Annotated in this window: 17 protein-coding genes; 11 read left to right on the top strand and 6 right to left on the bottom strand. The window is 70.7% G+C overall.

The window, feature by feature from the left end:
- Positions 1-142 precede the first annotated feature (142 nt).
- From ACSDR0_RS17665 to ACSDR0_RS17645, 5 genes are all read left to right on the top strand, one after another.
- Complete coding sequence (locus ACSDR0_RS17665) at positions 143-2,569, top strand: GcvT family protein (RefSeq protein WP_435289906.1); 2,427 nt, start codon at positions 143-145, stop codon at positions 2,567-2,569.
- A 96-nt stretch (positions 2,570-2,665) separates the two neighbouring features.
- The gene (locus ACSDR0_RS17660; RefSeq protein WP_435289905.1) at positions 2,666-3,886 is read left to right on the top strand and encodes a sarcosine oxidase subunit beta family protein; all 1,221 of its coding nucleotides are present in this window, start codon (positions 2,666-2,668) and stop codon (positions 3,884-3,886) included.
- A gap of 13 nt (positions 3,887-3,899) precedes the next feature.
- Entirely contained in the window at positions 3,900-4,178 is a 279-nt protein-coding gene (locus ACSDR0_RS17655) for a sarcosine oxidase subunit delta (RefSeq protein ID WP_435289904.1), read from the top strand.
- 82 nt (positions 4,179-4,260) lie between these two features.
- The gene (locus ACSDR0_RS17650; RefSeq protein ID WP_435289903.1) at positions 4,261-7,344 is read left to right on the top strand and encodes a 2Fe-2S iron-sulfur cluster-binding protein; all 3,084 of its coding nucleotides are present in this window, start codon (positions 4,261-4,263) and stop codon (positions 7,342-7,344) included.
- Positions 7,345-7,408: 64 nt separating this feature from the next.
- Entirely contained in the window at positions 7,409-8,026 is a 618-nt protein-coding gene (locus ACSDR0_RS17645; protein ID WP_435289902.1) for a sarcosine oxidase subunit gamma, read from the top strand.
- A gap of 150 nt (positions 8,027-8,176) precedes the next feature.
- Here ACSDR0_RS17645 and ACSDR0_RS17640 read toward each other — a convergent pair whose 3' ends face one another.
- Both ACSDR0_RS17640 and ACSDR0_RS17635 read right to left on the bottom strand, forming a co-directional pair.
- Positions 8,177-9,613, bottom strand: a complete 1,437-nt coding sequence (locus ACSDR0_RS17640) for an MFS transporter (RefSeq protein WP_435289901.1) — start codon at positions 9,611-9,613, stop codon at positions 8,177-8,179.
- 573 nt (positions 9,614-10,186) lie between these two features.
- On the bottom strand, positions 10,187-11,032 hold the full coding sequence (locus tag ACSDR0_RS17635) for a class I SAM-dependent methyltransferase (RefSeq protein ID WP_435289900.1): 846 nt from the start codon (positions 11,030-11,032) through the stop codon (positions 10,187-10,189).
- 71 nt (positions 11,033-11,103) lie between these two features.
- On the opposite strand from ACSDR0_RS17635, the gene ACSDR0_RS17630 reads away from it, so the two are divergent.
- A complete protein-coding gene (locus ACSDR0_RS17630; protein ID WP_435289899.1) occupies positions 11,104-11,706 on the top strand; it encodes a TetR/AcrR family transcriptional regulator in 603 nt (200 codons plus the stop codon).
- A 39-nt stretch (positions 11,707-11,745) separates the two neighbouring features.
- Here the strand turns inward: ACSDR0_RS17630 and ACSDR0_RS17625 are convergent, their stop codons facing one another.
- The 3 genes from ACSDR0_RS17625 to ACSDR0_RS17615 are packed head-to-tail and all read right to left on the bottom strand — an operon-like array spanning position 11,746 to position 12,900.
- On the bottom strand, positions 11,746-11,958 hold the full coding sequence (locus ACSDR0_RS17625; protein ID WP_435289898.1) for a hypothetical protein: 213 nt from the start codon (positions 11,956-11,958) through the stop codon (positions 11,746-11,748).
- Positions 11,955-12,125 carry a hypothetical protein gene (locus ACSDR0_RS17620; protein ID WP_435289897.1) on the bottom strand — a complete coding sequence of 57 codons (171 nt, stop codon included), beginning with the start codon at positions 12,123-12,125 and terminating at the stop codon, positions 11,955-11,957. Before ACSDR0_RS17620 ends, ACSDR0_RS17625 begins: the two co-directional genes overlap by 4 nt.
- 4 nt (positions 12,126-12,129) lie before the next feature.
- Entirely contained in the window at positions 12,130-12,900 is a 771-nt protein-coding gene (locus tag ACSDR0_RS17615; protein ID WP_435289896.1) for a trypsin-like serine protease, read from the bottom strand.
- Between the two features lie 602 nt (positions 12,901-13,502).
- Between ACSDR0_RS17615 and ACSDR0_RS17610 the strand changes: the two genes are divergently transcribed.
- Together ACSDR0_RS17610 and ACSDR0_RS17605 are read left to right on the top strand one after the other, a co-directional pair.
- Complete coding sequence (locus ACSDR0_RS17610) at positions 13,503-14,576, top strand: class I SAM-dependent methyltransferase (RefSeq protein ID WP_435289895.1); 1,074 nt, start codon at positions 13,503-13,505, stop codon at positions 14,574-14,576.
- A gap of 290 nt (positions 14,577-14,866) precedes the next feature.
- The gene (locus ACSDR0_RS17605) at positions 14,867-15,226 is read left to right on the top strand and encodes a DUF1330 domain-containing protein (protein WP_435289894.1); all 360 of its coding nucleotides are present in this window, start codon (positions 14,867-14,869) and stop codon (positions 15,224-15,226) included.
- A gap of 65 nt (positions 15,227-15,291) precedes the next feature.
- Here the strand turns inward: ACSDR0_RS17605 and ACSDR0_RS17600 are convergent, their stop codons facing one another.
- Entirely contained in the window at positions 15,292-15,900 is a 609-nt protein-coding gene (locus tag ACSDR0_RS17600; protein ID WP_435289893.1) for a TetR/AcrR family transcriptional regulator, read from the bottom strand.
- 229 nt (positions 15,901-16,129) lie between these two features.
- Between ACSDR0_RS17600 and ACSDR0_RS17595 the strand changes: the two genes are divergently transcribed.
- The 3 genes from ACSDR0_RS17595 to ACSDR0_RS17585 all read left to right on the top strand — a co-directional run.
- Positions 16,130-16,810: a VOC family protein gene (locus ACSDR0_RS17595; RefSeq protein WP_435289892.1), complete on the top strand. Its 681-nt coding sequence runs from the start codon at positions 16,130-16,132 to the stop codon at positions 16,808-16,810.
- A gap of 27 nt (positions 16,811-16,837) precedes the next feature.
- Entirely contained in the window at positions 16,838-17,056 is a 219-nt protein-coding gene (locus ACSDR0_RS17590; RefSeq protein ID WP_435289891.1) for a hypothetical protein, read from the top strand.
- Between the two features lie 258 nt (positions 17,057-17,314).
- Positions 17,315-17,682 (top strand): hypothetical protein (locus ACSDR0_RS17585; protein WP_435289890.1); only part of this gene is annotated, 368 nt, incomplete at its 3' end.

Raw genomic sequence — 17,682 nt, 5'->3', positions numbered from 1 at the left:
CCCGCCCGCGGTGCCGACCGTCTCCAGCAGCCACGCCCCCCGCGAGCGGCCGTTCTCCCGTCCTTGACAGCGTCATCGACGGGAGGACAATCTGTTGCGGGAAGCGCACTTCGTTTCGGACTGCGCAACGACGGAGGTGGGTATGGCTGGCCGGCGCGTCGTCATCATCGGGGCCGGGGTCGTCGGGGCGGCCCTGGCCGACGAGCTCTCGGCCAGGGGCCGGGACGACATCACCGTCGTCGACCAGGGCGCCGTGCCCGCCACCGGGGGATCGTCCTCCCACGCGCCGGGCCTGGTCTTCCAGACCAACCCGTCCAAGACCATGACGGAGCTGGCCCGCTACACCGTCGAGAAACTCGTCGGCCTCGACTGCTTCCTCCAGGTGGGCGGGCTGGAGGTGGCCACCACGCCCGAGCGGCTCGCCGAGCTGCACCGCCGCCACGGCTGGGCGACCTCCTGGGGGATCGAGGCGCGCCTGCTCACCCCCGACGAGTGCGTGGAGCGCCACTCACTGCTCGACCGGGACCGGGTCCTCGGGGGACTGTTCGTCCCCACCGACGGCCTGGCGAACGCCGTGCGCGCCGTCGAGGTCCAGCTCGCGCGCGCACGGGAGCGGGGCGTCCGCGTCCTCGACCGGCACGAGGTGCTGGACATCCGCGTCGAGGACGACCGGGTCGCGGCCGTCGTCACCGATCGGGGCGAGATCCCCGCCGACCTCGTGGTCTGCTGCGCCGGAATCTGGGGCCCCAAGATCGCGGGCATGGTCGGCATGACACTGCCGCTCACCCCCCTCGCCCACCAGCTCGCCTGGACCGGCCCCGTCCCCGCGCTCGCCGGGCAGGCCGAGGAGGCCGTCCGGCCGATCCTGCGCCACCAGGACGCCGACCTGTACTACCGGGAGCGGTTCGAGCGGCTCGGCATCGGCTACTACGGCCACCGCCCGATGCCGATCACCCCCGAGGAGATCCTCCCGATCGCCGACGCCGAGGTCATGCCGTCGGTGCTGCCGTTCACCGACGACGACTTCGCCCCCGCCTGGGCCGAGACGAAGGCGCTGCTGCCCGCCACCGGGGAGGCCAAGCTCGAAACGGGGATCAACGGCCTGTTCTCCTTCACCACCGACAACATGCCGCTGCTCGGGCAGTCGCGCGACGTGCGGGGCTTCTGGGTCGCCGAGGCCGTCTGGGTCACCCACTCGGCGGGGGTGGGCCGGGCCATGGCCGAGTGGCTGGCCGACGGCCACTGCTCCTCCTTCGACCTGCACGAGTGCGACGTCAACCGGTTCGAGGCCCACCAGCTGGCCCCCGAGTACGTCCGCACCCGCGACTGCCAGAACTTCGTCGAGGTCTACGACATCATCCACCCGCTCCAACCGGCCGAGAACCTGCGCCCGCTGCGCACCAGCCCCTTCCACGCCCGCCAGCGCGAGCTGGACGCGTACTTCCTGGAGGCCGCCGGCTGGGAGCGTCCCCAGTGGTACGGCGCCAACGCGTCCCTGCTCGACGGCCGCGACATCCCCCGTCCCAACGACTGGGCCGCCCGCCACTGGTCGCCGATCGTCGGCGCCGAGGCCCAGGCCTCGCGCGAGACCGTGGCCCTCTACGACATGAGCGCGCTCAAGCGGATCGAGGTCGCGGGCCGCGGGGCCGCCGCCTTCCTCCAGCGGATCTCCACGGGCGACGTCGACAAGTCCGCCGGCTCGGTCACGTACTGCCTGCTGCTCGACCACGACGGCGGCATCCGCAGCGACATCACCGTGGCCAGGCTGGGCCGGGACCTGTTCCAGGTCGGTGCCAACGGCAACCTCGACCTCGACTGGTTCCACCGCCACCTGCCCGCCGACGGGTCGGTCACCGTCACCGACATCACGCCGGGAACCTGCTGTGTCGGCGTCTGGGGTCCCCGGGCCCGCGAGGTCGTGGCCCCGCTCGCCGGTCCCGCCTTCGGCCCCGGCGGTTTCCGCTACTTCCGCGCCGCGCGGGCGTACGTCGGCACCGTGCCCGTCACCGCGCTGCGGCTCTCCTACGTCGGGGAGCTGGGCTGGGAGCTCTACACGACGGCCGACATGGGCGCGAAGCTGTGGGACACCCTCTGGGAGGCGGGCCAGGACCACGGGATCATCGCGGGGGGCCGCGGCGCCTTCAACAGCCTGCGGCTGGAGAAGGGCTACCGCTCCTTCGGCACCGACATGACCTACGAGCACGACCCGTACGAGGCGGGCCTCGGCTTCGCCGTGCGCAAGGCCGACAGGGGGGACTTCATCGGCCGCGAGGCCCTGGCCGAGCGCGGCGCGGCCACCCGGCGCAGGCTGACCTGCCTCACCGTCGACGACCCCGCCGCCGTCGTCATGGGCAAGGAGCCGGTGTACGACGGCGCGTCCCGCGCCGGATACGTCACCAGCGCCGCCTACGGCTACACGATAGGCAAGGGCATCGCCTACGCCTGGCTGCCCGCCGAGCTGTCCGTGCCGGGACGGGAACTGCACATCGGCTACTTCGACCGGCGGGTGGCCGCCGTCGTCGCCGAGGAGCCGCTGTACGACCCGGCGATGGAGCGCCTGCGTGGCTAGCGGGCCGCGAGGGCGGAAGGACGGTCCCACGCGCCCGGCGACCCCCGTGACCACTGCGGCCCCGGGACCCGTCGGCGGGACCGAGAGAGGACGACGATGAGCACCGAGGAGCTGCCCGAGCACCCCGACCGGCTGTGGAGCAGTCCCGAGCCGAAGGCCTCCTACGACGTGGTGATCGTCGGTGGCGGCGGCCACGGCCTGGCCACCGCCTACTACCTGGCCAAGAACCACGGGATCACCAACGTGGCCGTGCTGGAGAAGGGCTGGCTGGCGGGCGGCAACATGGCCCGCAACACCACCATCATCCGGTCCAACTACCTGTGGGACGAGAGCGCGGGCATCTACGAGCACTCGCTCAAGCTGTGGGAGGGGCTGGAGGAGGACCTCGGCTACCCGATCCTGTTCAGCCAGCGCGGCGTGCTCAACCTCGCCCACAGCCTGCAGGACGTCAGGGAGAGCGTCCGCCGGGTCAACGCCAACCGCCTCAACGGCGTCGACGCCGAATGGCTCGGCCCCGAGGAGGTGAAGGAGGTCTGCCCGATCGTCAACGTCTCGCCCGACGCGCGCTACCCGGTCCTCGGCGCCACCTACCAGCCGCGCGCGGGAATCGCCAAGCACGACTACGTGGCCTGGGGATTCGCCCGCGCCGCCGCGGCGATGGGCGTCGACCTGATCGAGCACTGCGAGGTCACCGGCATCGACGTCGTGGACGGGCGCGTGGAGGCCGTGCGCACCACCAGGGGCCGCATCGCCGCGGGCAGGGTCGCGATGTGCGCGGCCGGGCACTCCTCGGTCGTCGGCCGGATGGCGGGGGTGGAACTGCCGGTGCAGAGCCACCCGCTGCAGGCCCTGGTCTCGGAGCTGCTGGAGCCCGTACACCCGACGGTGGTCATGTCCAACGCGGTGCACGTCTACGTCAGCCAGGCCCACAAGGGTGAGCTGGTCATGGGGGCGGGCATCGACGCGTACAACTCCTACCGGCAGCGCGGTGCGTTCCACATCATCGAGCGGCAGATGGCGGCGGCGCTGGAGCTGTTCCCCGTCTTCGCGCGGGCTCACGTGCTGCGTACCTGGGGCGGGGTGGTCGACGTCACCCCGGACGCCTCGCCCGTCGTCGGGCTCACACCCGTCGACCGCCTCTACGTCAACTGCGGATGGGGGACCGGTGGCTTCAAGGCCACCCCGGGCGTCGGGTGGTGCTACGCGCACACGATCGCCCACGGCGAGCCGCATCCCCTCAACGCCGCCTTCACGCTCGAACGATTCACCACCGGCGCGCTCGTGGACGAGCACGGCGCCGCCGCCGTGGCCCACTGAAGGAGCCCGACCGATGCTGCTGATCCCCTGTCCGTGGTGCGGGCCACGGGACGAGGCCGAGTTCCACTACGGCGGGCAGGCCAACGTCCCCTACCCCGGCGACCCGGCCGCGCTCTCCGACGAGGAGTGGGCCCGGTACCTGTTCTTCCGCGACAACCCCAGGGGGCCGTTCGCCGAGCGCTGGCACCACGCGGCCGGATGCCGCCGCTGGTTCAACGCGGTCCGTGACACCGCCACCAACGAGTTCCACGCCGTCTACCACGTGGGCGAGCCAAGGCCGGTGGGCACGTGAGCCTTCTGGCGACCGATGAGGCGGATTTCCCGGCTCCGGACGGCGTGGGCCTTCCTGCCACTGAGGAGAGGATGGTGTGCCGATGAGCGAACAGCCGTTCCGCCGGGCGGGCCACCGCGGGGAGAAACTGCCGTTCCGGTTCGACGGCCGCGACTACGAGGGATACCGGGGCGACACGCTCGCCTCCGCGCTGCTCGCCAACGGCGTCCGTACGGTCGCGACGAGCGTCGCGCTGGGCCGCCCCCGCGGGATCTTCGCCGCCTGGACCGAGGAGCCCAACGCCGTCGTCCAGATCGAGCACCCCTTCCCCGAGCCGATGCTCCAGGCCACGGTCGTCGAGCTGTACGCCGGGCTGGTGGCCACCGGCCTGCTGGGCAGGGGAAGGCTCGCCACCGAACCCGACCCGGCGCGCTACGACGGGGTGTACGCGCACTGCGACGTCCTGGTGGTCGGCGCGGGCCCGGCGGGCCTGGCGGCGGCGACCGCGGCGGCCGGGTCGGGCGCCCGGGTGATCCTCGCCGACGACCGTCCCTCGCCCGGCGGCAGCCTGCCCGACACCGGCGAGACCGTCGACGGCGTCCCGGGCACGGCGTGGGCCGCCACCGCGCTGGCCGCGCTGGAGGTCCACCCGGAGGTGCGGGTACTCACCCGGACCAGCGTGTTCGGCTACTACGACGACAACTACCTGGTCGCCGTGGAGCGCAGGGGAGAGGACGCCTCCTCCCGCGAGCGCGTCTGGCGCGTCCGGGCCCGCCGTGTCGTGCTCGCCACGGGCGCGCACGAGCGCTCGATCGCCTTCGCGGGCAACGACCTGCCGGGTGTCATGCTCGCCGGTTCGGCACGCGCGTACGCCAACCGGTACGGGGTCCTGCCCGGCCGCCGCGCGGTGGTGTTCACCACCGGGGACAGCGCCTACGCGGCGGCCCGCGACCTGGCCGCCGCGGGCGTCGAGATCGCCGCCGTCGTGGACACGCGTGCCGCCGCCGACCCGGACCGTCCTGGCCCGGGCGGTCTGGACGGTTCGGGCGGCTTGGACGGTGTCGAGGTGCTCACCGGTCACTTCGTCACCCGCGTGAACGGCGAGCACGGTGTCACCTCGGTGACCGTCTCGGAAAGACCCGCCGAGGACGGCACGCCTTCCGGGGCGGCCGTCTCAGGGAGGGCCGTCTCCGAGAGGGCCGCGTCTGAGGCGGCTGCTTCCGGGATGGCTGTTTCTAGGACGGTTGTATCCGGGACGGCCGCTTCCGGAGGGACCGCTTCCGGGAAGGCCGCCTCTGAGACGGATGGTTCTGAGACGGACGCTTCGGGCGGGCGCGAGATCGAGGCCGACCTGCTGCTCGTCTCGGGCGGCTGGAACCCCGCCGTCCACCTGTTCAGCCAGACGGGGGGAACGCTCCGCTACGACGAGGTGCTCGGCTCCTTCGTCCCCGGGACCACCCGCCAGGCCGTCGAGGTCGCCGGGGCCGCCCGAGGGCTTCTCACCCTGGCCGCCTGCCTGGAGGACGGCGCCGAGGCCGGGGCGCGGGCCGCCGAGGCGACCGGTTTCCGAACCCCCTCGACCACCCCCCGCGCATCCGTCCAGGGAACGGGGGAGGCGCTTCCGGGCGCGGAGGTCCCGCCGGCCGGGGAAGCGTGGCGCACGGAGGTGATCTCGCGCGCCGCGGAGACATCCGGGCTCACCCCCGGCGAGCACGTGTGGCTCGTCCCCGCGGACGACTACCGGACCCACTTCGTCGACCTGCAGCGAGACGTCACCGTCGCCGACGTCATGCGCGCCACCGGGGCAGGGCTCCGCTCGGTCGAGCACGTCAAGCGCTACACCACCGCCGGGACCGCGCACGACCAGGGCAAGACCTCCGGCGTGCTCACCAGCGGCGTCGTCGCCCACGCCCTCGGTGTGGACGTCTCGGAGCTCGGCACCACCACCTTCCGCGCACCCTACGTGCCGGTCTCCTTCGCGACCCTCGCCGGGCGCGACAGGGGAGCGCTGCACGACCCCGTCCGGGTCACCGCGCTGCACGAGTGGCACGTGGCGTATGGAGCGCCGTTCGAGAACGTCGGCCAGTGGAAGCGGCCCTGGTACTACCCCCGCGAGGGCGAGGACATGGAGGCCGCCGTCCTGCGCGAGTGCCGAGCCGTGCGGGAGGCCGCCGGAGCCATGGACGCCTCCACGCTCGGCAAGATCGACATTCGGGGACCGGACGCCGCCGAGCTGCTCGACCGGCTCTACACCAACATGATGAGCACCCTCAAGGTCGGCTCGATCCGCTACGGCGTGATGTGCCGCCCCGACGGGATGGTCTTCGACGACGGCACGGTGATCCGCCTGGCCGAGGATCGTTTCCTGGTGACCACCACCACCGGCAACGCCGCCGCCGTCCTCGACTGGATGGAGGAGTGGCTGCAGACCGAGTGGCCCTCGCTGCGGGTCTACTGCACCTCCGTCACCGAGCACTGGGCGACGGTCGCGCTCGCCGGGCCGCGCTCCCGCGAGGTGCTGGCGGGGCTCGCCCCCGGCCTGGCCGTGGACAACGCGAGCTTCCCGTTCATGACGTGGCGCGACACCCGGGTGGCGGGCCTCGACGCGAGGGTGTGCCGGATCAGCTTCTCCGGTGAGCTGGCGTACGAGATCAACGTCAACGCCTGGGACGGGCTCGCCCTCTGGGAGGCCGTCCAGGCCACCGGCGCGGTCACCCCGTACGGGACCGAGACCATGCACGTGCTGCGGGCCGAGAAGGGTTACCCCATCGTCGGCCAGGACACCGACGGCACGGTCACCCCCGCCGACCTCGGCATGGAGTGGGTGGTGTCCAAGAAGAAGGCCGACTTCATCGGGAAGCGTTCCTTCGCCCGCGCCGACACCGCCAGGCCCGACCGCAAGCACCTGGTCGGCCTGCTGCCGCTCGACCCGGACGTTTTGCTGCCCGAGGGCTCCCACCTGGTGGACACCGACCGGCTTCCCGAGCCGCCGGTCCCCATGCTCGGCCACGTCACCTCCAGCTACCGCAGCGCCGCGCTCGGCAGGACCTTCGCCCTCGCCCTCGTCAGCGGCGGGCGCGAACGCGTCGGCGAGCGGCTGTACGTACCCGTCGGGCGGGAACTGCTGCCCGTCACCGTCACCCACCACGTCCTCTACGACCCCGAGGGAGCGCGCCGTGATGGCTGAGCCACCGACCGGGCCACGACCGAGCCCGCCCTACGGGGCGGGGCCGCCCGTTACGGAGCTCCCCGTGACGAGGCCGCCGGTAACGGGGCCGTCCGGGCGGTTGAGCCCTCTCGCCCGGCTGGAACCGGTGTCGAGCCCGGACCTCGGCATCACGGAGCTGCCGTTCCTCACCCAGGTCGACCTGCGGGTGGAGCCCGGGAGCGGTACCGCCGCCGACATCGCCCTCGCCCTCGGAGTCCCGCTCCCCACCGAACCCGGTACCTCCGCGAGCACCGGCGCCGGCGCGCCGTCGTCCGGTACCTCCGCGAGCGACACCCGCGTGCTGTGGCTCGGTCCCGACGAGTGGCTGGTCGTCGGGCCTTTGGGGGACACCGGCCTGGAGGCCCGCCTGCGAGCCGCCGCCGGAGTCGGCCACGCCGCCGTCACCGACGTCTCCGCCCAGCGGACCGTACTGCTCGTGACCGGCCCCAAGGCCCGTGACCTGCTCTCCCACGGCTGCCCCCTCGACCTGCACCCGCGCGCGTTCGGCCCCGGCCGCTGCGCACAGACCACGCTCGCCCGCGCCCAGGTCGTCCTCTTCGCCGGCGAGGACGGCGCGTTCCACATCTTCGTACGCTCGTCCTTCGCGGATTACCTCGCGGCCTGGCTCCTCGACGCGGCGGGGGAGTATCTGGGCGGTTGAGGTGATCTCCGGACCACACGTCGCGGCATCGCCGCCGGGTTTCGTCCTTCCCGGGGAAGTCACCATCGACGAGGGTGGTGAACCCGCGGTGGGCACGGCGAAGGGGCCGGTCCCGGCGCGCGCCGGACCGGCCCTCGAACGTGCGGAGATCTACCGGGCCACGGAGGCGGACTCGGTCTTCGGGACGGAGGCGACCGGAGCGGCGGGAGCCGGCCTGCGCACCGCCGGAAGAACGGTCGCGGAGATGATCACGATCACCACGGAGAGCGCGGTGGAGAGCCAGAACGCCGTCTGGATCCCGCCGATGGAGATCCCCGGCCCGGACCCGGCGGCCAGCGACGCCACCGCCACCGCGACGCCGAGGCACAGCCCGACCCCGAGCTGGCGGTTCGAGTTGTAGAGACCCGACGCCAGACCCATCTGGGCACCGGCCACACCGGACGTGGCCGCCACCGCGGTGCTGATCATCATGACCGTCACGCCGACGCCGAGCAGTATGCCGCCGGGCAGCACGTTCACCAGGAACGAACCGTCGGCGGGCGCGAGCGCCAGCACCAGCGAGCCTGCCACCAGGAACAGGGCGCCGGTGATCAGCACCGGACGAGCCCCGATCCGCGCGGTCGTCTTCGCCACCGGCAGCGACGCCAGCACGACCACGAGTGCCTGCGGGAAGAACGCGAGCCCGGTGAGGATGGCCGAGAAGCCCAGGACCTGCTGCATGTAGAGCGTGATGAAGAACGTCGAGATGGACATGACGCCACCCGACAGGAACGCGACCAGGTTGCCGCCCGTCACCCCGCGGTTACGGAAGATCGAGAGCGGCACCAGCGGCGCGGACACGCGGGTCTGCACGAACAGGAACGCGGCCAGCAGCACGAAACCCGCGATCAGCGGGGTCAGCACACCGGCGGTGCCCCAGCCCTCGTCGGACGCGATCGTCAGGGCGTAGGCGATCGAGCACATGCTCGCGGTCACCAGGATGGCGCCGGGCACGTCGATGCGCGCGGACCTGGTCGACACGCTGTCGTCGTCGAGACGGATCGCGGCGCGCACGACCATCGCGATGCCGACCGGGACGTTGATGAACATGACGGCACGCCAGCCGAAGATCTCGGTCAGCACGCCGCCGGCGAGCACGCCGCCAGCGAAGCCCACCGAGGACACGGCGCCGAACACGCCCATGGCCTTGGCCCGCGCCTCTCCCTCGGGGAAGCCCGCGCCGATCATCGCCAGCACGGCCGGAGCCACCGCCGCGGCCGAGAGGCCCTGCAGGGCGCGGGCGATGATCAGCACGATGGAGGTCGTCGCGAAGCCACCCGCCAGCGAGGCGATCGTGAAGATCGCGAGGCCCCACACGAACATGCGCTTGCGGCCGATGATGTCGCCCACGCGTCCACCCAGCAGCAGGAAGCCGCCGTAGAACAGCGCGTACGCGCCGACGACCCAGGGCAGGGCGCCGGCGGTGAAGGACAGGTCTGTCTTGATCCACGGCAGCGCGACGTTCATGATCGCGAAATCGAGCGTGAGCATGAACTGGGCGAGACACAATAGAAGCAGTGGTGGCCGCTTCTCGAGCTGAGAGTCCACGGTTTTCTTTCTCCTGTTTCCTGCTACGGCTTAAGTTATTGTCGGCGTCGATTCCGGCCCGGATGATTTCGTGGGCACCGACGGCCTGAGCGGCTGGTTCGAGCAGCCAGGCCTCGACGGCGCGGAGCGAGTGGACGCGCCTGACATCAGGCGGAGCACGGCCGGGCCGACGATTTCGCTCCCCTCGACGCCGACATAATTGTTCCTGCTGTGAATCAATTATGTGGTTGTGGATCAAGTGCGGCCATAGCGTCAATCATCAAAAGCGCGTGCATTTTTCACGTCGGCCGGGATGAATAATTCAGCAACCGGACGTCACGACATGAACCGCCTGCCGGGCGGGTGGCGCGCCACGTCGTCGGCGTGATCCGGGAGGAAATGGTCTCGCGACACATCGGCGTGATCCGAGAGGAAACGCTCTCGCGCCGCGTCGGCGTGACCCGCGAAAAAAGGTCTCGTGCGACGACCGCGCCTCGGGCGGGCGTTCTGGGCGGCGTGACCGGCGTGACCGGCGTTCTGGTGTGGTCCGGGCGGGCGTGGCCTCGCCCATGACGGATGGCCCGTCAGGCCGGGTCAGGCGGCGCCGATGCGTGCGGCGGTGATCGCCAGCGTGGCGTAGGGCATGGTGAAGCCGCCCCCGATCGCGTCGATGGCGGCCCCGACGCCCCCGAGCACCTCGGCCAGCTTGTCCGGCGGGAGCTGTGTGAGGGCGCCGGTGGTGGGCGCCAGGTCCAGCCACTCGTCGCGGGTGTAGGCCTGTTCCCAGTCGAACCGCCACCGCTCCGGCTCGCCGAACCCGCCCGCCTCTCGGATCCCGTCGGCGAACGTGGCGAACATCGCCTGGTAGAGGGTCAGGGCCCGCTCCGGTGGCCGGCCGTCCCCCGCCGGCCGGACGTTGAGCGGCGAGTCGGGCGCCACCCGCCGATAGACCGCGGCGAAGGCCTCCGCTACGACGGGCGGAAGCTCGAACGCGTGCGCGAACACCGCCAGCCGGCCGCCGGGCCGCAGCACCTGTGCCGCCTTGACCGCGCCGGCGACCGGGTCCACCCAGTGCCAGGCCTGGCCCGCGACGACCACGTCGAACGCCCGGCCGGCGCTTTCCCAGGCCTCGAACGTCGCCACCTCGACCTCGACTCCGGTGCGCCGGGCGAACCCGGCCATCCGCGCGTCGGGCTCGACCCCGAGCACCCGGCACCCGGCCGCCTGGAACTGCCGGGCCGCGATGCCGGTGCCGCACCCGACGTCGAGGACGTCGGGCCCGGGACCGGCGGCGACGATCCGCTCCACCAGGGCGTCGGGGTAGCGGGGCCGGGCCCGGTCGTAGCGTTCGGCGTCCACCCCGAACGACTCGGCCATCCGCCTGGCCCTGTGAGGCTCGTTCCCGGAGGGGTGTGACTGCTCCCGCGGTATAGTGGGCATGCGCCCACCGTAGTGGGCACGTGCCCACTCGTCAATCGGGTGAGGACCGCCGAGGAACGGGGGAACGCGCTGTGCCGACCGGGGTGCACATCCGCGACGCTCGACGGCAACTTCTCGACGCCGCCGAACGCGTCCTGCTCCGAGACGGGCCCAACGCGCTGACCAGCCGTGCGGTCACCATCGAGGCGGACGTCGCCAAGGGCGTCCTGCACCGGCACTTCGCCGACTTCGACGACTTCCTCGCCGAGCTCGTGCGGGACCGCATCGCCCGGATCGGCGCCCAGGCCGCCGCCCTGCGCGACTCCGCGGGAACCGGCACCGTCGCCGGCAACCTCACCGGCGCGCTGACGGACCTGTTCGACCCGGTCGCCGTGGCGATCGTCAGTCTCATCATCTTCCGGGACGAACTGCGCGCCCGGCTCCGCCGGAACGGGCCGGCCCACGGCGTCCCGGTCCTGACGGAGGCCACGGCCATGATCGCCTCCTACCTCACCGACGAGTGCGAGCTGGGCCGCATCGCGGTCGACGCCGACGCCGGCTCGCTCGCGCTCTCACTGATCGGGGCCGGGCACCTGCTGTTCGCCGGCCGGGAGGGCATCCCGCCGGAGGCCGGAGCCGTCGACAGGGTCGTGACCACGGTCATCGCCGATGTCGTGCAAAGACGGCTGCTTTGACATCCTCCCCCGTCTGGAAGCGGGGGATTCCAGTGGCGTTCACCCCACGCGGAGGGGGTCGCGTTGAGGTTCGCGGTTCGCGGGCCCGCCCGACGGCAGGCCTCCCCGCGCGGCCACCGCATGCCCCGCGGCGGTGTCCCGGATGTTCCGCGCCGCGTTGACGTCGGCGCCGGCCCGGTGCCCGCGGGCCACGTTGATCTCGGTCGGTACGGTCTCCGCCTCGCCGTACCGGAGCGGGTTCGCGGTGTTCACCTCGGCCCGGTGAGGGCGCCGTCCGGGTCCGAGTCGTCGGGAGGGGTGCCGGTCGGGCTGATCGCCGTCGCGGGGCCGGTGCCGGCGTCGTCCGGTCTCACCCGGTAGGTGGGCGTGTCACCGGCTTCGGCGTCGAGCCTGTCGACGCTCCCGGCCGCGGCGATCACCCGTTCAGGGGAGCGTGACGAACTTCTTGAGGAACTTCCGGGCCTGAGGGGTGTCCAGGCGGTAGTCGTAGTTGGTCGTCTTGCACGCGTCGTCGTCTCCGCTGATCGTCGTGGCCACGAGCAGGTCCGAGGTGATGCCTCCCAGGAAGTTCGGGCCGCCCGAGTCGCCGAAGCAGGTGCTGCCGTCGCCTTTGGAGGCGTCCAGCGACAGTTTGAGCCACCTGCGGGTGAGGTCCTCGAAGGAGATGGACGTCTGGTGACGGGTGTCGCTGTAGGTCAGCCGGATCCTGTGCTTGCCCTTGGTCTTCGTCGCGACCATGGCGCCGTACCCGACGGGGGTGAACCTCATCGTCTTCAGGCTCTTGTCGGCTTCGAGACGGTCTAGCAGGCCCTCGGTGGGCAGTCTGGCCGGCTTGATGCCGGGGATGGCCGTGCCGAAGACGACGACGGCCATGTCGTGGAGCTCGGACTCGTCCTTGTATCGCGAGTCGAGGACGTAGCGGCCGGTGTAGACCTTGTCCCCGGGCCGGTAGCGGCTGGAGAACGAGACCTGGGCGGTCTTCTGCCCCGCTTCCGCGCAGTGGGCGGCGGTGAGGAAGACGGTGGGCGAGATGAGTGTCCCGGTGCAGTATGACCAGGTGCCGTCATCGTTCGGCTTGTCACCGATGATGGCTCCCACCTGGGGATGAACGGTCAGGTCCGGCAGACCATTGGTGATCGCCTGCGCGGGGGAGGCGGGGGATATGGCGGTTGCGGTGAACGCAATGGAAATCATGACAAAAGGGATGAAACGCACGCGGGAACTGTAACCGCCTAAGAGGGATATTTGATACAGGGCGCAGAAAGATCTACTCGCTGCTTGCCGAGCCGCCCGCCGGAGCCGTCCCTGCGCCGCCGACCGCCTGCGCGCGGCGCCGGCTCCCCCAAAGTCGTAGGCGCCGACGCCGCCGTTCCTCGTGCCGGTGTGGAGCGGCGAACCGACGGCCGGCCCAGAGTCTCTCCCGGTCGCGTGGCGCTCCCGCCACCGCTTCGCGTTTAGATGATGATCGACAGTTAAATTGCCGTTGCCGCGTCCACGGGATAGATTACGGTCATCACCTAAGAAGCTTTCCGGGGAGAGGTGTGCCTGCAACCGGTGAGACGCCCAGCCCGACACCCCCGATCCGGCGCTCAAGACACCAAGGACGTGCTGCTCCGCTCCACCTGGGACGGCGGTTCGCGGTCGGGGACGAGGTCGTGCGCGGTGTGGTCGCCGTGCTTTTCGATGCCGCCGACCTCAGGCCGCACGTTTTCATGAACAACCGGAAATATCACAGGACAACGGCCTCCTCGCCGATGGATGGCGAGGGCCGACATGACCAAGGACAGGTGAAGACCGTGACGGACGCAGAGAAAGAGCTTGATCAGGACCGGCTCATGGAGTTTCTGGGACGCGTGATGGTCGACAGCGGTGCCGCGTTCGCGGGGCTGGCCACGTCGATCGGTGCCCGCCTCGGTCTGTACGCGGCGATGGCCGGAGCCGGACCTCTCACGTCGCGGCAACTGGCCGAGCGCACCGGGCTGATCGAGCGTTATGTGAGGGAGTGGCTGGCCGCGCAGGTAGCCGGTGAGTACGTGCTCTATGAGCCCGAAACGAGTACCTACCTGCTACCGGACGAGCATGCCGCCGTCCTCGCGGACCCGGCGGCGCCCACGTACGCGGTCGGCGCCTTCACGATGCTCGGTTCCCTCTACGCCACCGAAGACGCGCTGGTGGACGCTTACCGCACGGGTGAGGGCGTGGGCTGGCAGGAGCATGGGCCGGAGCTGTACGAAGGGGTCGCCGCGTTCTTCCGCCCCGGCTACGCGGCCTCGCTGGTGCAGGAGTGGCTGCCGGCCCTGGACGGTGTCGTGGACACGTTGGAGCGGGGCGGGTCGGTCGCGGACGTCGGGTGCGGCTTCGGCCACACCACGCTGCTCATGGCTCAGGCGTTCCCGGAGTCCAGGTTTCACGGTTTCGACTTCCACGGCCCGTCGATCGAGGCCGCCCGGCGCGCGGCGGCGGAGCAGGGACTCGGCGACCGGGTGAGCTTCTCGGTCGCGACCGCTCAGGATTTCCCCGGCGGCGCGTACGACCTGATCACCTTCTTCGACTGCCTGCACGACCTCGGCGACCCCGGCGGCGCTTTTCGCCGTGTCAGCCAGGCGCTGGCCCCTGAAGGCAGCTGCATGGTCGTCGAGCCGAACGCCTCGGCCAATCCGCTGGACAACATCAACCCGATCGGCCGGTCCTTCGCGTCCACCTCCGCCACGCTCTGTCTGCCGGCGGCGACGGCACAGAAGGGTCCGTACGCGCTGGGAAACCACGCGGGCGAGGAGATCATGAGGAAGATCGCCGGTGAAGCGGGCCTGCGCGGGTGGAGGCTTGCCATGGAAACCATCACCAACCGCGTCTACGACGTCAAACGGTGACCATCGTCGAACGACAGGTCAACAGTGCCCGGCCGCGGTCGCTCCGGCGTGATGACGATCGACGACGTCGTGATCCGTGTGACCGTGACGCTCGGCACGGTCGTGCTCGCCGAGGTGCTCCCGTGGGTGGCCCGTCCCTGGTTTCCCGGACGGTTCGCCCCGTGAAAGGCGCGCCACGGGTCGGTCATGGTCCGCACCTGATCGGTGAGTGACGTCAATCACATTGCTCGCAAATCCCGTGGCATAACTTAGATTACATTCAAAATCTAACACGAACAGGAAAATCGTCTATGAGCACCTACCTCATCAATCACCTCCGGATCCCGGGCGACATCCCCAACGAGCAGGGCCTGTCGTACCTGGAGCGGGTGGAGGCCACCGTGGAACCTTTCGGCGGCAAGTGGCTCGCCCAGGGCAGTGCCGACGTGATCGAAGGCGCCTGGCCCGGCTCCGTCGTGCTCATCGAGTTCCCGGACCGCGCGGCCGCGACGGATTGGTACAACTCTCCCGCCTACCAGGAGATCCTGCCCCTTCGAACCAAGAACTCGATCTCCGACCTCATCTTCGTCGACAGCCTCCCCGAGGGCTTCACGGTCGCCGGCTTCGCCGGCGAGGTCCGCGCGGCGATAGCGGCGGCCGCGAGCGGCTGACCGGGCGGCGATCCGGATCGCCCTCGCTCGTCATGGAGCCGGTCGCACAACAAGGCCGAGATGCCTCAACGGTGGTGGGTGCCACCGCGCCGCAGAAGGGCGTCCTGGACGACCTGAAGTATCTCGTTCGACACGGGATCATCAGATGTCGCGCGGGCGAGCGTCATCGCGCCGACCATCGTGGTGAGGCACATGATCGCCCGCTCGCGCGCAGTGCCGTCGTCGGTGACCTGGGGGTCCTGAAGCTCCGCCAGGAGCTCGATCGTGGTTCGCAGTCCGGTCGTGTAGGAGGCGCGCAGCGGGCTTCCGCTCTCGGCCCGGGCGGCGTCGGCGGCGATGCCGGCGTTGGCGCAGCCGGTCCCGGGTGAATCGCGGTGCTGCGATGACAGATAGCTGGAGATCAGTGCCGACCTCGCCTCCGCGCCGTCGGGGTGGTCCTGGTGCAGCTGTCGCAGCAAGGAGATCAACTCGTCGAACGCGGAATCCGTCGCGATCCCCATCAGCTCGTCCTTCGAGCCGAAGTGCTTGTAGAAGCCGCCGTGCGTGAGGCCGGCGGCCGACATGACGTCCTGCACGCTCACGCCGCCGACACCGCGCTCGCGGAGCAACCGTGCCGTCGCCGCCACTATCTCTTCCCGGTGCTTGGCGGCATCCGCCCGCGAGGCCCTGCCCATGTGTCATCGCGCCTTCCGTGTGGTGCCATGGTATGACGCTTATCATCTAATTAACGTATTCGATGCACGTTCGTTAGATTACGAACAGCACCTAAAAGGGGATGAAGCAACTGCTGTCACCGACAGCGATTCCGCATGCCCGTACGGCGCGCTGAACGAACCGGCCTGACATGCTTGCTCGCCTCGTCGGCGAGATGGCCGAGACAGCCGAGATGTGAACATCGCGCTCTTGGCGGCCGGAATCATCCCCGGTGCCATCTCCGTCGTCGTCTCACCGCTGGTCGCGGACGTCCTGCTGCCGGACCTGTCGCCCACATCGGACGAGGGATCCGGCCGACGTCGATCCCGGCGGCTACGACTCCAGTGGACGCCGGCACCGAGGAACCCCTCTCGCGTCGCCGGCCGGGACGACAACTCCACCAAGACTCACCGCATCCCCGATCACCGCATCAAGGAGAACAACATCATGGATTTGAAACTCGAAGTTCTGGTCATTCCCGTCTCCGACGTCGACCGCGCCAAAGCCTTCTACGAGAAACTCGGTTTCCGCCTGGACGCCGACTTCCCCGCCGGCGACGACTTCCGGGTCGTACAGGTCACCCCGCCCGGGTCGGAGGCATCGATCATCTTCGGAACCGGCGTCTCCGCGGCCGCCCCCGGATCGGCGCAGGGTCTGCATCTGATCGTCACCGACGTCGAAGCCGCCCGCGCCGAACTGCTCGCCCGCGGCGCTGAGGTCAGCGAGGTCTGGCACGACGCCGACGGCGTCTTCCACCACGCCGGCACGGCGAACCGCGTCGCCGGACCGCACCCCGATCGCGCCGACTACGGCTCCTTCGCCTCGTTCGAGGACCCCGACGGCAACGAGTGGATCCTCCAGGAAGTCGTCACCCGCGCCCCCGGCCGCTGAACCGATCGAACGGACAAGGAGCAGACGATGGAACCCACGACGGACTCGACCACGGGTCCCGTGCCGGACCCCACGACGACCGAGATCATCCTCGACATCCTCAGCCGGGCGGCGGTCGCCCACGGTGTCCATGAGGCGGAAGTCCTCGGCGGACGGCACGACGAGGAATGGCCGCAGTGGTACGCCGAGCACATGACCCGCACCTTGGCCGAGAGCGGCTACCGCATCGTCGGTCTGTCGACCTGACCGATCGGCCACCGCCGCTGACCGTGCCGGCGGCGCTTTCCGTCCCGGCACGGACGCGACGGACCACCGGTGCGGCCTCTGGCCGCGCCCGGGAGGGGCGCCCCAGCTCGGGGCCACATTCCCCGCCCCGAAATTGTCGGTGCCAGGCGAGAGGATGGGATCATGACCGACGCCCCCCCAGCACCCTCCTCGCCGATCAGACCGCCTACGCCGAGGCCGTCCAGCTCGCCCTGGACGCCGCCGCGGCATTCTTGAGCGGTGCTTGAACTGAGGGCGTCGAAGCCGGCGATCATCGCGGCCCAACTCGGTGCGACCTGGGCAGTGGGGGCGATCGCGCTGCCACTGGTGTGGCGATTCCTACCGGTCGCGGCGTTCGGGGGTGGAGAAAGCGGGGTCGTCCTCGTCGCCCTCCTGGGCGCACTGCTCGTCCTGGCCTACCTGATCGTGGTGATCACGGCCACCCGCAGGGCGTCGGCCCTCGGCGCGACGGTCATCGGCCGGGTGCTCTGGGCGCTGCTGGTCCTGGGCGTGGGAACCGCCGGATGGGCGCTGAGTGGGCGTTTGACATCGATTTACGATGGGTATTTTGATGTGCTTTGTCGTATTCATCACCAACCTGCACGGCC

It is taken from the genome of Streptosporangium sp. G11 (assembly GCF_051192615.1).
Taxonomy (GTDB): domain Bacteria; phylum Actinomycetota; class Actinomycetes; order Streptosporangiales; family Streptosporangiaceae; genus Streptosporangium.
The sequence above is the reverse complement of the archived record's forward strand: the minus strand, read 5'-3'. Positions and strand labels throughout refer to the sequence as shown.